This is a genomic window from [Bacillus] caldolyticus (assembly GCF_003595605.1).
In the GTDB taxonomy this organism is placed as follows: domain Bacteria; phylum Bacillota; class Bacilli; order Bacillales; family Anoxybacillaceae; genus Geobacillus; species Geobacillus thermoleovorans.
Map to the genome: position 1 here is coordinate 560,717 of NZ_CP025074.1, position 15,539 is coordinate 576,255.

Sequence of the window (15,539 nt, forward strand, 5' to 3'; positions counted from 1 at the left end):
CACTCGTGGATTGTCCTTTTCATGGCTTAAAACGAGTTCCAGATGTTCATTGATTTTTTGGAAATATTGATTGATCATCGGCCATTCGCCCCTTAAGCGCTTGATTTCCTATCCCTAAACTAGATTTAGCCCGCCGCAGCCACAGTTAGACCCGCTCCTGCAGCCAAAAAAACGGCTTCCCCTATAAAGGAAGCCGTCCGTCGGTTCCATCGCATTCCTTGCTTTACTGCCCTGTATATCCGCCAACCGGGATATTGTCCTTCCGCGCCACCCCAGTGCGGTAAGCGGCTTCGATGACCGCTTGTCTGACGCGTTCAACGACTTTGCTGTTGAAGACGCTCGGGATGATGTATGTTTCGTTCAATTCATCCTCCGTCACGACAGAGGCAATCGCCTTCGCAGCGGCAAGCTTCATTTCCTCGTTAATTTCTCTCGCCCGGCAGTCGAGCGCCCCGCGGAAAATGCCCGGGAAGCAAAGGACGTTGTTAATTTGGTTCGGATAATCAGAACGTCCGGTCGCCATAACGCGCACGTACGGTTCGGCCAGCTCCGGATCAATTTCCGGAATCGGGTTGGCCATCGCAAACACGATCGGGTCGCGCGCCATTTTTTTCACATCTTCCACTTTTAAAATGCCGGGAGCTGAGACGCCAATAAACACATCTGCGCCGGCGATGACATCGGACAAGCTTCCTTTCAGATTATCCGGGTTCGTGATTTGCGCATATTCTTGCCAATACGGATTTTCATACGTTTCATCGCGATGGATGGCGCCGTGGCGGTCGACCCCGATAATGTTGCGTACGCCGGCCGCAAGCAAAATTTTCGTGCAGGCGATGCCAGCGGCGCCAATGCCGGTGAGAACCACTTTAATGTCCTCGAGCTTTTTGTCGACGATTTTCAACGCATTAAGCAACCCGGCCAAGAGCACGACCGCCGTGCCGTGTTGGTCGTCATGGAACACCGGGATGTCAAGCTCTTCCTTCAACCGCTTTTCAATCTCAAAGCAGCGCGGAGCGGAAATGTCTTCGAGATTAATGCCGCCAAACGCCGGGGCGATCGCTTTCACAATTTGAATGATTTCTTCCGTGTCTTTCGTATCCAAACAAATCGGGAACGCGTCCACTCCGGCAAATTCCTTAAACAGCATCGCTTTCCCTTCCATGACCGGCATCGCCGCATACGGGCCGATGTCGCCAAGCCCGAGCACCGCCGTGCCATCCGAGACAACGGCGACCGTATTCCGTTTAATCGTCAGCGAATACGCCTTGCGCGGATCCTCAGCGATGGCCGTGCAGACGCGCGCCACGCCCGGCGTGTACACCCGCGACAAGTCGTCGCGCGTTTTCACTGGGATTTTTGAATTTGTTTCAATTTTCCCCCCGATGTGCATCAAAAACGTGCGGTCGGAAACGTTGATGATTTTGACACCGCGAATTTTTTTCAGCGCCTCAATGATCAAATCGCACTGCTTCGTGTCGAGGGCGCTGACGGTGATGTCGCGCACCGTGTGAACTTTGCTTGATGAAATGACGTCAATTCCGACAATGTCCCCGCCCGCTTTGCCGATTGCGGCGGCGATATCGCTGAACGAGACGATATCTTTTTCGAACTGGAGACGAATCGTAATGTTCATCGCTGCCCCGCCTGGTAATGCCATAACAATCGTCCTTCCTTTTCTCTATTTTTGTTTAAATCAGTAAATCATCTTACGGTACAAATGTTATCCTATGAACCGGAAAAAGACAACCCTTATTGTACACCCCTTTCGGCAAACACATGCATCTTTCCGCCGAACGTGAAACAGCATGCGTCCTGAGCCAGCGCAGCCTTCTTCCCACCGTTCATGTTCCGCTGTTGGCAAAACAGCAACAGGGGTGGCTGACGGCAGAAAAACAACATGCAAGAAGGAAATCAGAGCAGCAATGAAGTAAACGTAAAAGAAAGGAAAAACTAGACAGGAGCGAAAAAGAATGAGAGAAAAGCTGTTTCTCGTGCTGGCCAACTTGTTTTGGGCCGGCAATTACGTCATCGGGAAGTCCATCATTGCGGAAACGGGCCCATTTTGGCTGACGTTGATCCGTTGGTGCGCCGCTTTTATCGTGTTGGCGCCCGTATCGTACTGGCTTGAGCGGCCGCGCTACCAGGACATCATCAAACAATATTGGCTGCCGCTCGCTGCAGCCGGAATTCTTGGCGTCATCGGCTATAATTTGCTTTTATACGGCGCGCTCGCCTATACATCGCCGATGAACGCAGCGATCGTCAATTCGCTCAATCCGGCGATCATCGTCGTGTTGTCGTATGCGCTGCTGCGGGAGCGGCTGTCAAAAACCAATATTGCCGGCTTTTTGTTGTCGCTGGCCGGTGTATTGTTTATTTTAACGGATGGGCATATAGCACACGTCTTCCGAATGAACTACAACCGCGGTGATTTGATGATGCTCGCCGCCGGTGTCGTCTGGGCGCTTTATTCGATCATCGGCAAAAAACTACCCGTCCCACCGATTACAGCGACAACGTGCTCCGTTTTTTTTAGCTTGCTGCTGCTGTGGCCGTTCGCATTCTTTTATCCGTTTCCAGCTGATCACATAAGTGCAGCTGGGCTCGCCGGATTGGTCTATATTTGCTTGTTTCCGTCCATTCTTTCCTTCTTATTTTGGAACATCTCAGTGCAAAAAGTCGGTCCGAGCCATGCCGGTGTATATTTAAACTTAATTGCCGTATTTACCGCTGTGATCACGTTTTTGCTTGGCGGTGCTCTATCCGTCCTGCAGCTGGCCGGCGGCGCAATCGTCTTGTTCGGCGTCTATTTGGCGACAAAAGCGCCGAAAGTGAAGACGGAACAAGTGGATATCGCAGGATGACGGCCGGGCCGTTTGGCGGACAGCATCATCAAAAATAAAACCCGCCATCACAAGCGGGAACCTTTAGCCATGAAAAACAGCGCCGCCCGCCGCACCCAAAACCCTGTTGCATGCACAAGCGGTCTCCCCTCACCCAAAGGGAGACCGCTTTTTGGCTATTGGAGCAATCGAAGGAACTCACGCATAAACGCCGGCAAATCCGGCCACGCATGGGCGGAGACGAGGTTGCCGTCAACGTGGACTGTATGGTCAGACACATACGTCGCTCCTAGCGCCTCAACCCCCGGCTTGCAGGCAATATACGCTGTCAAACTCCGTCCTTTCAGCAAATCCGGCATTGTTTCAAAAATGAGCGAGGCGTGGCAAATGGCGGCAATCGGCTTATTCGCCTCAAAGAAATGGCGAACGATGCGCTGCACGTTCTCATCAAGGCGAATGTACTCCGGAGCGCGCCCGCCCGGAATGACCAATCCGTCGTATTGCGCCGGATCGACTTCGGCGAACGACGCATGGGCGTCGATCAAATAGCCTTGCTTTTCCACGTACGTATCCCAGTCGGCAAAATCGTGAACGACCGTATGCAGTTTCTTTTTCTTCGGCGCGGCAATCGTCGCTTCATAACCTTCTTCAAGCAAGCGGTAATACGGATAGTATACTTCAAGCGCCTCAACAGCATCACCCGTGATGATCAGCACTTTTTTGCTCATGGATTCCCGCCTCCTTGTCCATTTTTTTCTTTCATTTCTATCATACTGGAAACGAGTGAAAAGGAAAAGTAAAATGATTGGTGGAAAGGTATGAAGCAGCAGAAACGAGAGTCGCTATGGTTGCGACAGTAAGGAGGGAAACAGAATGACCATCACCTCATGGCTGGCCGCCTCGCGCCACACCGTCGTGCTGACCGGCGCCGGCATGTCAACCGAAAGCGGGCTGCCCGATTTCCGCTCGCCGCGCACCGGGCTGTGGGCGCGTTTTAACCCGAGCGAACTCGCTACCATCGATGCGCTGTACCATCGCCGTGAATCGTTCGTCGAGTTTTACCAATATCGCATTCGCACCTTGCAACAATGCCAACCGCATGACGGACACCGCTTATTGGCCGATTGGGAGCGGCGCGGGATCGTGCAAACGATTGTGACGCAAAATGTCGATGGCTTTCACCAAGAAGCGGGAAGCCGACGCGTCATCGAACTTCATGGCTCGCTCCGCACCGTCCATTGTCAGCGGTGCGGGGAGTCAAAACCCAGCTTTGTCTATTTGCACGGTGTGTTGACGTGCGAATGCGGCGGAGTTTTGCGCCCGTCGGTCGTGCTGTTTGGCGAGCCGCTGCCGGAGAAAGCCATCACGGAAGCATGGGAGGCTGCCCAACAGGCTGATCTATTCCTCGTGCTTGGCTCCTCCCTGCAAGTGTCGCCGGCCAATCAACTGCCGCTTGTCGCCAAACGAAACGGTGCGAAGCTTGTCATCATCAATTGGGAGCCGACTGACTTGGACGATCTCGCCGACGCTGTCATTCACGGCCGGAAAATCGGCGAGGTGCTGAACGAGCTGGAGCGGCAGTTGACGGAGGCGGCGGAATGAACAAAGAAACGATGTTGCAAATGGCGCTCGAATCGATCGGCGACCACTCCCGCATCCGCCATTGGCGCCGCGTCTCGGGCGGCGACATCAATGACGTCTATCGCGTCCAAAGCGGCAAACAAACGTACTTTATCAAAATGCAACGTTTCCCGCCGAGTGGATTTTTCGCTGCCGAACAGATGGGCCTCGAGCTGATCAGGCAAGCACGCGCCATCGACGTTCCGCATACCTTCGGCTTCGGGGAAGCGGACGGCTGGGGCTGGCTCGTCTTGGAATGGGTCGAAGGAACGGAAACGACACAGACGGCCGAACAGCTCGGCCGCGGCCTTGCCCGCCTCCATCAATGCCGCGGGCCGGCGTTTGGCCTTGACCGCGATACCTATATCGGCATGCTGCCGCAGCGCAACGGCTGGTACGGCCGCTGGACCGACTATTACCGCGACGCCCGCCTTAGACCACAAATGACGCGAGCGGCGGAGAGAGGCCTCCTGCCCGTCAAGCGGCGCAAACGTCTCGAATGGCTGCTCGAGCGGCTTGACCAATGGCTCCCGGATGACTGTTTTCCATCGCTTTTGCATGGCGATTTATGGAGCGGCAACTGGATTCCAGGGCCAGACGGAGTGCCGTATTTGATCGATCCGTCTGTTTTGTATGGCCATCATGAGTTTGAGATCGCGTTTACCGAGCTGTTTGGCGGCTTCCCAGTCCGGTTTTATGAGAGCTATCGCGAGCTTATGCCGCTCTCGGCTGATTATCATGGCCGAAAACCACTCTACCAGCTGTTTTACTTGCTCGTTCATCTAAATTTATTTGGCGAAACATACGGCAGCGCGGTTGACCGCGTGCTGGATCGTTACGCGGGGGAGTAGTTTTTCCTGCTTCCCCCGCCATCCTTATTCAGCACGGATCGCTTCGAGCAGCGCATCACCGTTTTCGCTCACGCGCACATAGGCAAACCGAACATTCTCTTGCCGTTTCATCCCCGTTTTTTCCGGAATGAAATACGATTCAATGCCATACACGACTTGCGGGCCGTGAAACGTACCGGTGATGATCACATCCCCCGGTTGCGGCGTGTATCCCGGCCTTTTTTCCCCATTGACCATATATACGCCAGCCAAACGGTGCACCCCGTCCTCTCCTTTTCGCAGCCCGACTTGCACCCGTCCGCTTCCGTCAAGCGACGGAATGGTGGAAATATCGTACCGAAGCTGAATATAATCCCCTTGCAACATGGAGCGTGGATCCAACGGTTCAAGTTCCAACTTTACTACATCACCATATCGCAACAATCGTTCTTTTTGCCACACGGTATAACCTAAAAATGAAAATTGAGCGATCACGACTATGAGCGTCAACAACGAAACGCGCCGCCCCCAGCGCACGCCCAGCCTCCATGTGAAGCCATTTCGTTTCTCAAGCCATACCGCCCATGCGAGCAACACCGCTCCCGCCGCCAGCAAACTGACCGATTTATGAAGCAAATTCCATGCGAGTTCATAATATTTCAGCACGAGATAAAGCGCTGTGTACACCCAAGCGGTCTTCCGCTCCAGTTGCCGACCGCGGAAAAGAAAGAAGGCAAGCGCCAAAATCATGGCGATATTCAACGTCACGTACAGTCCATCAGCCGCAAACACATCAACGCTTGTCGCAATCCCAAGCGCGCCGAACGCCAAGACAAGCGGAGTGAGAAACGGCGTTTCGCGAAAGCGGCCATACGCATACAACCCGCCGTTGACCAAAGCCAAGGTGAGCAACACCATCCGGCCGTCATCCATCACCGAACTTAAGGCGATCCCTAAATAGACCGTCAGCGCCGCCGTCGTCAACCGGCGCACTCCGCTGTCTGATGATCGGATGACGCCAATCGCAAGCCCAATGGCATAGAGGAACAGAGTCGACCGCGAGACCTCCCACGCCATCGCCACCCCGAGCCCGTAACCAATAGCAAGCAGTGTATAACGAACGACCGGATTCCAATGCCGGCCAAATGAGGCGGGAACGACAAATCCAAAGATGGAAATGAAAAAGAGCACGTAAGGCGACCATGACTCTGTCCAAAGGAAATACAAGCCAAGCAGGCTTTGTATGGCCAACGCGGAAGCCGCAAGCGTGACAATCGCTTGAAACGACGCCAAAAAACGCCTTCCAGCTTTCGTCTCCGCTGAAAACAGCCCAGCCCGCCGCAATAGCACAACGCCGCCGCACAGCACAGCAGCGGCCGCCATAAGCCCAATGAGAAGCAGCCACGTTTCAAAATGATCTGCGAGCAAGCGAATGTATTGAATGAACAAAAACAGTCCAGCAAACAAACTCGTCAACAACACGTACGGCCGCTGCTTGGCGATGACAAGAAAATAATAAAGCAACACGGCGAGCAACACGGTATACACGTATGGCCACCATGCGTCGCGCCCATAGGAAAAACCGGTTACGTCAATCACAAGCAGCCAACCTTGCATGGCAATATAAGCGAGATGGGCGACTAACGGCGTACGGCTGACACCAACCAGCACGCCGTTGATCGCTGCAAACAATAAGAGCAAACCAAACGACGACCATTCCGTCCACTCAATCCGATAAGCGGACGGAAAATAATAAAACCAGCACGCAAGCTGCAACAACCCAATCGCGATCACGGACAGCACCCGTTCTTTTGTCAGCAGCGCCAACAAAGCGGTCGGCGCAAGCCAGGCAAGAAACAGCCAATAACTGTCAGCATGCGAATTGTAAATTTGTCCAAGCAACGCCAACGCAATGCCAAATGACAACACCCCGCCGATCAGCATCCAGCGCCCTAAGAAACGATGGCGGCCCCAAAGCGCCGCGCTTGCGATGTAAAATGCCGCCATCATGCCGATGCTGATTCCGACTTTCACCTCTCGCCCCATCCCCGGCCAGTTGGCGGCAAAAAAATACACAATGCCGGCAATGATGCACAAAAACGCCAACGCATACCCCGTTTTCACGATCCGGGCCGCCATATCGCTTCCTCCCTGTGACTCAGATCTTTCCTCTATAAAGCATATGCTGAAAAAGCTGTCTAGAAGACCAGTGAAAACACGCCTTATTCCATCGCATTTTCCTAGTTACCACCGGCCTTTTAGACTTTTTTCTTTGTTGCGGTGAAGAACATTATGGTTGGAGATAATTTTTTAAGTGGAAAATTTCCATATCATGCTCTGTCACTTTTTTCATCAAATAATCGATGGATGCCTGTTTGGAAGAGAACTCGCGCGAAGCCAGATCAAGAGCGGCCTGATGCTTATGAAGCATGTTCTCGATGTGGCGAAAGTGGCTCCGCATTTCTGTTGCGAGGTTGTCAACTTTTTCTTCGACCCGTTCAACTTTCGCTTCAAGCCGTTGTTGCCCTTCTTTGAGCGTTTGCACGTCGCCCTTGATCATGTCCATGTCCGCTTTCAACGTTTGCACGTCGCCTTTGACCGCGTCCATGTCCGCTTTCAACGTTTGCACGTCGCCTTTGACCGCGTCCATGTCCGCTTTCAACGTTTGCACGTCGCCTTTGACCGCGTCCATGTCCGCTTTCAACGTTTGCACGTCACCTTTGACCGCGTCCATGTCCGCTTTCAACGTTTGCACGTCGCCTTTGACCGCGTCCATGTCCGCTTTCAACGTTTGCACGTCGCCTTTGACCATGTCCATGTCCGCTTTTAATGTGCGCACATCCTCTTCCACCCGGTGAAGCCGCTGTTCCAAGCGGGCTTGCCCCTCTTGCAACAACTGCACTTCACCTTCCAAGCGCGCCTGTCCTTCTTTCAGCGCTTGGATCTCGCCTTCCAAACGCGCTTGTCCTTCTTGAAGGGCCCGGACATCGCCTTCGATCCGATCGAGCCGCATGTGGATCGGATTCAACTTTTGGTCAAGCAATTCAGCCATTAGTTGCACGAGTTCGGCTTGGCTCATCGTTTCTCACCTCCTTTCCCCCATTGTATCATTGTCCCACACAACGTCATAGTATAGAAAAAGAGATTTTCTTCTCCTTTTCGACAAGATCAGACGCTAAATCAAACCGATGAATCGGCTTCATCATCAAATCAACATGGGGCAAAAAATGATTTTTTGATGATCAGCTACAAACGGCCGCCTCGATGAATCCACATCCGATAAAGAGCAAGACAGGCCGCCAAGTAAGCACCGCCAAGCACAAACCCGCCAAGCACATCAGACGGATAATGCACTTGCAAGCTTAACCGGCTTAAGCCAGTTAAGAGCGCCAGCGCCGCAAACACGCCGTAAATGGCCGCCCGTTCTCCACGCTTGGTGCGCGTTTGCGCCAAAAAATACGCTAAAAGCAACAAGTAAATCGTCCCGATCATCGCGTGGCCGCTCGGAAAACTGAACCCCCCGATCTCGGCATGCGGCGGGCGCTCCCGCCCCACAACATGCTTGATCCATTCGTTGATGCCATACCCCCCACCAACAGCGACGACAACCAACACCATTCCATAGACATCGCGGCGGAAAAACCATAAACCAATGACAAGCATCACACTGATGATGCCTATTGTTTTCCCATTGCCGAGAAACGTAAACGGATCGAGCCATTGCCATGAATCAAACAGCTGCAGCCCACCTTCGTCAGCCGCCTTTGTCACCCCGGCTGCCACGCTTGCCCAAACAGCCAAAAAAAAGACCGCGCCGACAGCCGCTATCATCCATAATCGTCGGTTCACTCTGACTCACTCCTTGTTGATGCTTCCTCACAACCGCATCAGTCGGTTGCCCACCACTGGATATCAAAGTCGATTTGTACGGAGATCAAACCAAAAGGAAACATTGAAAGTTCCTCATTATAACTTAATATATTTTCATGAACAAAAGAAAAATCCTCCTTAAAAAGCAACACTTTTTAAGGAGGAAACAACCGTTACGACGGCAGCTTCGTCTCTCCCATCAGGAACCGGTCCACTTCACGGGCCGCCCCCCGGCCCTCGTGGATCGCCCAAACGATCAGGCTTTGGCCGCGGCGGGCGTCGCCAGCCGCAAACACGCCCTCGATGTTTGTTGTATATTTGCCGTATGGGGCTTTCACTTTGTTGTTGATCGTTTCAACGCCAAACTGCTTCAACAACGGCTGCTCTGGCCCTTCAAACCCGATGGCGATAAACACCAAATCACACGGCCATACTTGTTCCGTCCCCGGAATTTCTTTAAAGATCGCTTTGCCGTTTTCATCAATGATTTTTTCCATTTGAATCGTATGCAGCTCTTTCACGCGGCCGTGCTCGTCGCCTACGATTTTTTTCGTTTGAATGCAATATTGACGCGGGTCTGCCCCAAATTTCGCCTTCGCTTCCTCATACGCATAATCAAGCGTGAAAACGAGCGGATATTGCGGCCAAGGGTTATTGTCTGGGCGCTTGTCCGGCAAAGCCGGGTGTTTGCCAAACTGGACGACGCTTTTGCAGCCTTGGCGCAGCGCGGTCGCCACGCAGTCGGCCCCCGTGTCGCCGCCCCCGATCACGATGACACGTTTTCCCTTGGCATCGATAAACTGGCCGTCGGCAAAATTCGAATCCAATAAACTTTTCGTCACGCCGGTCAAATAATCCATCGCAAAATGGACCCCCTCAAGCTCCCGGCCTTCAATGGCCAAATCGCGCTGCTTTTGCGCACCGATGCACAAGACGACGGCGTCGTACTGAGCACGAAGTTCGTCAGCCATAATATCTTTGCCGACTTCGGTGTTCGTAATAAACGTGATGCCTTCCTCTTCGAGCAGACGCACCCGCCGCTCGACCACTTCTTTTTCCAACTTCATATTCGGAATGCCGTACATCAATAAGCCGCCGATGCGGTCAGCCCGCTCATACACCGTCACCGAATGGCCGGCTTGGTTGAGTTGGTCAGCGCAGGCCAACCCGGCCGGGCCGGAGCCGACGATGGCCACCTTTTTCCCCGTGCGCGTCTTCGGGATGCGCGGTTTCACCCATCCTTCAGCAAACCCTTTATCAATAATGGCCCGTTCGATTCCTTTAATCGCAACCGCTGGGTCGGAAATGGCCACCGTGCACGATCCTTCGCATGGCGCCGGACAGACGCGTCCAGTAAATTCCGGGAAATTATTGGTCTTTAAAAGTCGGTCAAGCGCTTCTTTCCAGCGCCCTCGGTACACCAAATCGTTCCATTCTGGGATCAAGTTGTGCACCGGACACCCCGAGGTAAGGCCGTTCAGCTCCAATCCCATATGACAAAACGGCGTGCCACAGTCCATACAGCGGGCGCCTTGGCGGGCCAGCACCTCTTCCGAAAACGGCTGTGTATATTCTTTCCAATCATCAAGACGGGAAAGCGGGTCGCGCTTTTTTTCCTCCTCGCGTGCATATTCCATAAACCCTGTTGCTTTTCCCACGATGGTTCCCCCTCCTTCTTTCCGTACACGTCCTCTCTTCTCCCCGATGCGGCCTTCCCGCCTGTTAGGCCAGTCAAAAAGCGAGCCCCGCGCGGCCGCGGGGCCAAAGCGGCGCCGCCATGCCACAGCCGCCCGAAAGGAAGACCTTATTTCGCGGCCGCTTGCAACACATGGACACCGACGGCAGCCGCTTTTTTCCGTTTCGCCACCGTTTCAAACGCCGCCAAGGCAGCTTCATCATACGAAAACCCGGATTGTTCGAGCGCTTGAATCGTTTCCACCATCAGTTTGTAGTTGTGTGGAATGACTTTGACAAACCGGCGGACATACGCATCCCACTCTTCGAGCACTAACGCCGCCCGCGGGCTTCCCGTATAGCGGTAATGGTTTTCGATCATCCGACGCACGTCGCGAATTTCTTCCTCGTCTTCGAGCCGCTCAAACGAGACGAGCTCAAGGTTGGCGGTTTGCTGCCAGCTGTCTTCGTCAGCGAGAACGTAAGCGATGCCCCCGGACATGCCAGCGGCGAAGTTTTTGCCAACCGAACCGAGGATGACGACGCGGCCGCCGGTCATATATTCACACCCGTGATCGCCGACTCCCTCAACAACGGCATGAACGCCGCTGTTGCGCACACAGAACCGTTCACCGGCGCGGCCGCGAATGTACGCCTCGCCGCTCGTCGCCCCGTAGAAAGCGACGTTGCCGATAATGACATTGTCCGCTGCGGCAAACGGCGCCTCATGCGGCGGACGGACGATCACTTTGCCGCCGGAAAGCCCTTTGCCGACGTAGTCGTTCGCGTCGCCGACGAGCTCGAGCGTCATCCCTTTCGGCACAAACGCCGCAAAACTTTGCCCGGCCGATCCGGTGAAATGGAGGCGGATCGTATCATCCGGCAACCCTTCCTCACCGTAGCGTTTCGAAATCTCGCTGCCGGTCATCGCCCCGACCGTGCGGTGGACGTTGCGGATGGCGAGGTGAAGTTCGACCGGCTCCTGCCGTTCAAGCGCTGGCTGCACCGCCGGCAAAATTTCTGTATGATCAAGCGTCTCTTCCAAACGATGGTTTTGCCCTTTGATGCAAGTGCGCGGTCCATCGACTTGGTACAGAAGACGCGACAGATCGAGATGTTTCGCTTTCCAATGCGCTTTCGCCCGCTCGCTTACCTTCAAGACATCGACGCGGCCGACCATTTCGTCGATCGTGCGGAAGCCGAGCTCCGCCATAATTTCCCGCACTTCTTGAGCGACAAAGTACATAAAGTTGACGACATGTTCTGGCTTCCCGGTGAATTTTTTACGCAGTTCCGGATTTTGCGTCGCCACGCCGACCGGGCATGTATCCAAATGGCAGACGCGCATCATGACACAGCCTAAAACGACGAGCGGTGCCGTCGCAAATCCGAATTCTTCGGCCCCAAACAGCGCCGCCATCACAACGTCACGGCCGGTCATCAATTTGCCGTCGGTTTCTAGAACGACGCGGTCGCGCAACCCATTGAGCATGAGCGTCTGATGCGTTTCCGCCAAACCAAGCTCCCACGGCAGGCCGGCATGTTTAATACTCGTTTTCGGCGAAGCGCCCGTGCCGCCGTCATAGCCGCTGATGACAATGACATCGGCGTTCCCTTTCGCCACGCCAGCGGCGATCGTGCCAACGCCGGCTTTGGCGACGAGCTTCACGCTGATGCGCGCATCTTTGTTGGCGTTTTTCAAATCATAAATGAGTTGGGCCAAATCTTCAATCGAGTAAATGTCATGGTGCGGCGGCGGAGAGATGAGCTCCACCCCTGGCGTTGAGCCGCGCACTTTGCCGACCCACGGATACACTTTGTTGGCCGGAAGCTGCCCGCCTTCACCCGGTTTTGCTCCTTGGGCCATTTTGATTTGCAATTCATCGGCATTGACCAAATAATGGCTTTTTACGCCAAAACGTCCGGACGCCACTTGTTTGATCGCGCTGCGGCGCCAGTCGCCGTTTTCATCTTTCACATAGCGGGCCGGGTCTTCGCCGCCCTCGCCGCTGTTGCTTTTTCCGCCGATCCGGTTCATGGCGATCGCCAGCGCCTCATGGGCTTCCTGGCTGATCGAACCGAACGACATGGCCCCTGTTTTAAAGCGGCGGACGATCGACTCGACCGGTTCGACTTCCTCAATCGGCACCGGTTGCCGGCTCGAATCGAAATCGAACAAATTGCGCAAGAACGTCAACTGTTCTTCATTGGCCAGTTTCGAATATTGTTTATAGAGGTTGTAATCGTTTTTCCGGCACGCCCACTGCAGCAAATGGATCGTCTTCGGGTTGAACGCGTGATGTTCGCCGTTGCGTCGCCATTGCAGCTCGCTGCCCGTATCCAGCACATCGTCTTCGTACCGTGCGTCAAATGCGGACTCATGGCGCATTTTCGCTTCTTTGGCGATTTCCGCAAGCCCGATGCCGCCAATTTGCGATGCCGTGCCGGTAAAGTATTCATCAATGACATCGTTGCTGATGCCGACGGCCTCAAAAATTTGTGCGCCGCGGTAGCTTTGCACCGTCGAAATGCCCATTTTCGACATCACTTTGACGACACCGTCAACAGCCGCCTTGATATATGTTTTCACCGCTTCACGGTAAGACAAGGCGATCGTGCCGTTTTCTGACGCTTGGCGGATCGTCTCCAGCGCCAAGTACGGGTTGATGGCGTCCGCCCCGTAGCCGATGAGCGCCGCAAAATGATGCACTTCACGCGCTTCGCCGCTTTCGACAAGCAGGCTGACGTTCGTGCGCGTCCCTTTGCGGACAAGATGCTGGTGAAGCCCGCTTGTCGCCAACAAAACCGGAATGGCGACATGTGTTTCATCAACGCCGCGGTCGGACAGCACAAGAAGCGCCGCCCCGTTTTCGATCGCTTCATCCGCTTTGGCAAACAGCTCATCAAGCGCCTGTTTCAAATCATCAGTAAACAGCGTAGGCAGCACCGCGCACGCAAATTCCGGGTACGGATTGGCTTTTAACGCTGCGAGCTCTTCGTTCGTCAATAGCGGAGTTTCCAAGCGGATGCGCCGCGCCGCTTTGGCGTCCGGATGCAAAATGTTCCCTTCTTTGCCAAGCAGCGTCATCGTCGAGGTGACGACATATTCGCGGATCGCATCAATCGGCGGATTTGTCACTTGGGCGAACAGCTGCTTGAAGTAGTTGAACAAACTTTGCGGCCGCTCCGACAGCACGGCAAGCGGCGCGTCCATGCCCATAGCGCCGGTCGGATCTTTTCCTTCCGCCGCCATCGGCAAAATCGTTTTTTCCACATCTTCAAACGTGTAGCCGAACGCTTTTTGCAGTTTGACGAGTTGCTTCGGCGCTTCGACGTCCTCCGGAATTTCCAGATCGCCAAGCGTGATCATTTGCTCGTTGATCCATTGGCGATATGGCTTTTCATGAGCCATTTCTTCCTTGATTTCCTGGTCGGAGATGATGCGCCCTTGCTCGAGGTCAACCAAAAGCATTTTCCCCGGGCTCAGCCGTTCCTTATATAAAATGTTGTTCGGGTCGACATCAATGACGCCGACTTCGGATGAAAAAATAATGTAGTCGTCTTTGGTGACGTAATAGCGGGCCGGACGCAAGCCGTTCCGGTCCAAAATGGCGCCGATTTGCTTGCCGTCGGTGAACGAAATCGCCGTCGGTCCATCCCACGGCTCCATGAGACAGCTATGGTACTCGTAAAACGCCTTTTTCGCCCCGTCCATCTGCTCATCCCAAAACCACGGTTCCGGAATGAGCATCATCGCGACATGGGCCGGCTTCCGGCCAGCAAGAACGAAAAATTCGAACGCATTGTCCAAAATCGACGAGTCGCTGCCGTTCGTATCCAAAATCGGCACGACTTTTTCCAAATCCGCGCCGAACGCTTCCGACACAAATTGCTTCTCGCGCGCCGTCATCCAGTTGACATTGCCGCGCAGCGTGTTGATCTCGCCGTTATGGATCAAATAGCGGTTCGGATGGGCCCGCTCCCAGCTCGGGAACGTGTTCGTGCTGAAGCGCGAGTGCACGAGGGCAAACGCCGAACGGAACCGTTCATCTTGCAAATCCAAATAAAACGCATCGATTTGTTCCGGCGTAAGCAACCCTTTATAAACGATCGTCCGGCTCGAGAAGCTCGCTACATAGCACTCGTTGTTTTCCACACATTTTTCGAATTGTTTGCGGATCACATACAGCTTCCGTTCAAACGCCAACTCATCAGCCACGTCATCACTTGCCGCGACAAACACTTGGCGGATGAACGGCTGGCTTTGCCGCGCCAGTTTGCCAAGCTTTTCACGATCAACTGGAACTGTCCGCCATCCGAGCAGCCGTTGCCCTTCTTGAGCGACGATCTCATTGAACATCGATTCATAGTACGCCCGTTTCGCTTCCTCTTCCGGCAAAAAGAACATCCCGACCCCGTAGCGCCCTTTTTCCGGCAAGTTCATCCCGCCGCACACCGCTTGAAAATACTCATGCGGAATTTGCGTCATAATGCCCGCGCCATCGCCCGTTTCCGGATCGCTCCCTTGTCCGCCGCGGTGTTCAAGCTGGCGAAGCATATGAAGTGCCTTTTTGATAATGTCGTGCGACGGTTTTCCTTTCAAATGCGCATAAAACCCGATCCCGCATGCATCATGCTCAAATTCCGGGCGATATAACCCTTGCGCTTCCGGTAATCCGTAGTGTTTCATGCTGCCTTC

10 protein-coding genes and 1 pseudogene are annotated in these 15,539 nt (G+C 54.1%); 3 read left to right on the top strand and 8 right to left on the bottom strand.

Annotated elements, in window-relative coordinates; translation table 11 throughout:
* Nucleotides 1-9: 9 nt before the first annotated feature.
* Together CWI35_RS18795 and CWI35_RS03030 are read right to left on the bottom strand one after the other, a co-directional pair.
* Nucleotides 10-78, bottom strand: a pseudogene (locus CWI35_RS18795) (SIS domain-containing protein); the annotation flags it as partial.
* Between the two features lie 145 nt (nt 79-223).
* Nucleotides 224-1,660 (bottom strand): NAD-dependent malic enzyme, encoded by a 1,437-nt coding sequence (locus CWI35_RS03030; RefSeq protein WP_014195615.1) that lies wholly within the window; start codon nt 1,658-1,660, stop codon nt 224-226.
* Between the two features lie 313 nt (nt 1,661-1,973).
* Between CWI35_RS03030 and CWI35_RS03035 the strand changes: the two genes are divergently transcribed.
* The gene (locus CWI35_RS03035; protein ID WP_023634139.1) at nt 1,974-2,867 is read left to right on the top strand and encodes a DMT family transporter; all 894 of its coding nucleotides are present in this window, start codon (nt 1,974-1,976) and stop codon (nt 2,865-2,867) included.
* A 155-nt stretch (nt 2,868-3,022) separates the two neighbouring features.
* On the opposite strand, the gene CWI35_RS03040 is transcribed toward CWI35_RS03035, so the two are convergent.
* Nucleotides 3,023-3,574: a DJ-1/PfpI family protein gene (locus tag CWI35_RS03040; RefSeq protein ID WP_023634140.1), complete on the bottom strand. Its 552-nt coding sequence runs from the start codon at nt 3,572-3,574 to the stop codon at nt 3,023-3,025.
* Nucleotides 3,575-3,719: 145 nt separating this feature from the next.
* Between CWI35_RS03040 and CWI35_RS03045 the strand changes: the two genes are divergently transcribed.
* Both CWI35_RS03045 and CWI35_RS03050 read left to right on the top strand, forming a co-directional pair.
* Entirely contained in the window at nt 3,720-4,448 is a 729-nt protein-coding gene (locus CWI35_RS03045; protein ID WP_042381819.1) for an NAD-dependent deacylase, read from the top strand.
* Nucleotides 4,445-5,317, top strand: coding sequence for a fructosamine kinase family protein (locus CWI35_RS03050; RefSeq protein ID WP_042381822.1), 873 nt, complete (start codon nt 4,445-4,447; stop codon nt 5,315-5,317). The genes CWI35_RS03045 and CWI35_RS03050 overlap by 4 nt, the downstream gene beginning before the upstream one ends.
* 24 nt (nt 5,318-5,341) lie before the next feature.
* Here the strand turns inward: CWI35_RS03050 and CWI35_RS03055 are convergent, their stop codons facing one another.
* The 5 genes from CWI35_RS03055 to gltB all read right to left on the bottom strand — a co-directional run bounded on the left by CWI35_RS03055 (nt 5,342) and on the right by gltB (nt 15,530).
* Nucleotides 5,342-7,435, bottom strand: a complete 2,094-nt coding sequence (locus CWI35_RS03055; protein WP_062898573.1) for a GDYXXLXY domain-containing protein — start codon at nt 7,433-7,435, stop codon at nt 5,342-5,344.
* 151 nt (nt 7,436-7,586) lie between these two features.
* The gene (locus tag CWI35_RS03060; protein ID WP_062898572.1) at nt 7,587-8,375 is read right to left on the bottom strand and encodes an ATP-binding protein; all 789 of its coding nucleotides are present in this window, start codon (nt 8,373-8,375) and stop codon (nt 7,587-7,589) included.
* A gap of 167 nt (nt 8,376-8,542) precedes the next feature.
* A complete protein-coding gene (locus CWI35_RS03065; protein ID WP_020278734.1) occupies nt 8,543-9,127 on the bottom strand; it encodes a phosphatase PAP2 family protein in 585 nt (194 codons plus the stop codon).
* 212 nt (nt 9,128-9,339) lie between these two features.
* Nucleotides 9,340-10,824 carry a glutamate synthase subunit beta gene (locus CWI35_RS03070; protein WP_011230928.1) on the bottom strand — a complete coding sequence of 495 codons (1,485 nt, stop codon included), beginning with the start codon at nt 10,822-10,824 and terminating at the stop codon, nt 9,340-9,342.
* 146 nt (nt 10,825-10,970) lie between these two features.
* On the bottom strand, nt 10,971-15,530 hold the full coding sequence (gene gltB / locus CWI35_RS03075) for a glutamate synthase large subunit (protein WP_020278735.1): 4,560 nt from the start codon (nt 15,528-15,530) through the stop codon (nt 10,971-10,973).
* Between the last annotated feature and the right edge of the window lie 9 nt (nt 15,531-15,539).

Excerpts from the sequence above, each read along its gene's own strand:
- CWI35_RS03030 (WP_014195615.1), bottom strand. The coding sequence starts at position 1,660 with ATGGCATTACCAGGCGGGGCAGCGATGAACATTACGATTCGTCTCCAG.
- CWI35_RS03035 (WP_023634139.1), top strand. The coding sequence starts at position 1,974 with ATGAGAGAAAAGCTGTTTCTCGTGCTGGCCAACTTGTTTTGGGCCGGC.
- CWI35_RS03040 (WP_023634140.1), bottom strand. The coding sequence starts at position 3,574 with ATGAGCAAAAAAGTGCTGATCATCACGGGTGATGCTGTTGAGGCGCTT.
- CWI35_RS03045 (WP_042381819.1), top strand. The coding sequence starts at position 3,720 with ATGACCATCACCTCATGGCTGGCCGCCTCGCGCCACACCGTCGTGCTG.
- CWI35_RS03050 (WP_042381822.1), top strand. The coding sequence starts at position 4,445 with ATGAACAAAGAAACGATGTTGCAAATGGCGCTCGAATCGATCGGCGAC.
- CWI35_RS03055 (WP_062898573.1), bottom strand. The coding sequence starts at position 7,435 with ATGGCGGCCCGGATCGTGAAAACGGGGTATGCGTTGGCGTTTTTGTGC.
- CWI35_RS03060 (WP_062898572.1), bottom strand. The coding sequence starts at position 8,375 with ATGAGCCAAGCCGAACTCGTGCAACTAATGGCTGAATTGCTTGACCAA.
- CWI35_RS03065 (WP_020278734.1), bottom strand. The coding sequence starts at position 9,127 with ATGATAGCGGCTGTCGGCGCGGTCTTTTTTTTGGCTGTTTGGGCAAGC.
- gltB (WP_020278735.1), bottom strand. The coding sequence starts at position 15,530 with ATGAAACACTACGGATTACCGGAAGCGCAAGGGTTATATCGCCCGGAA.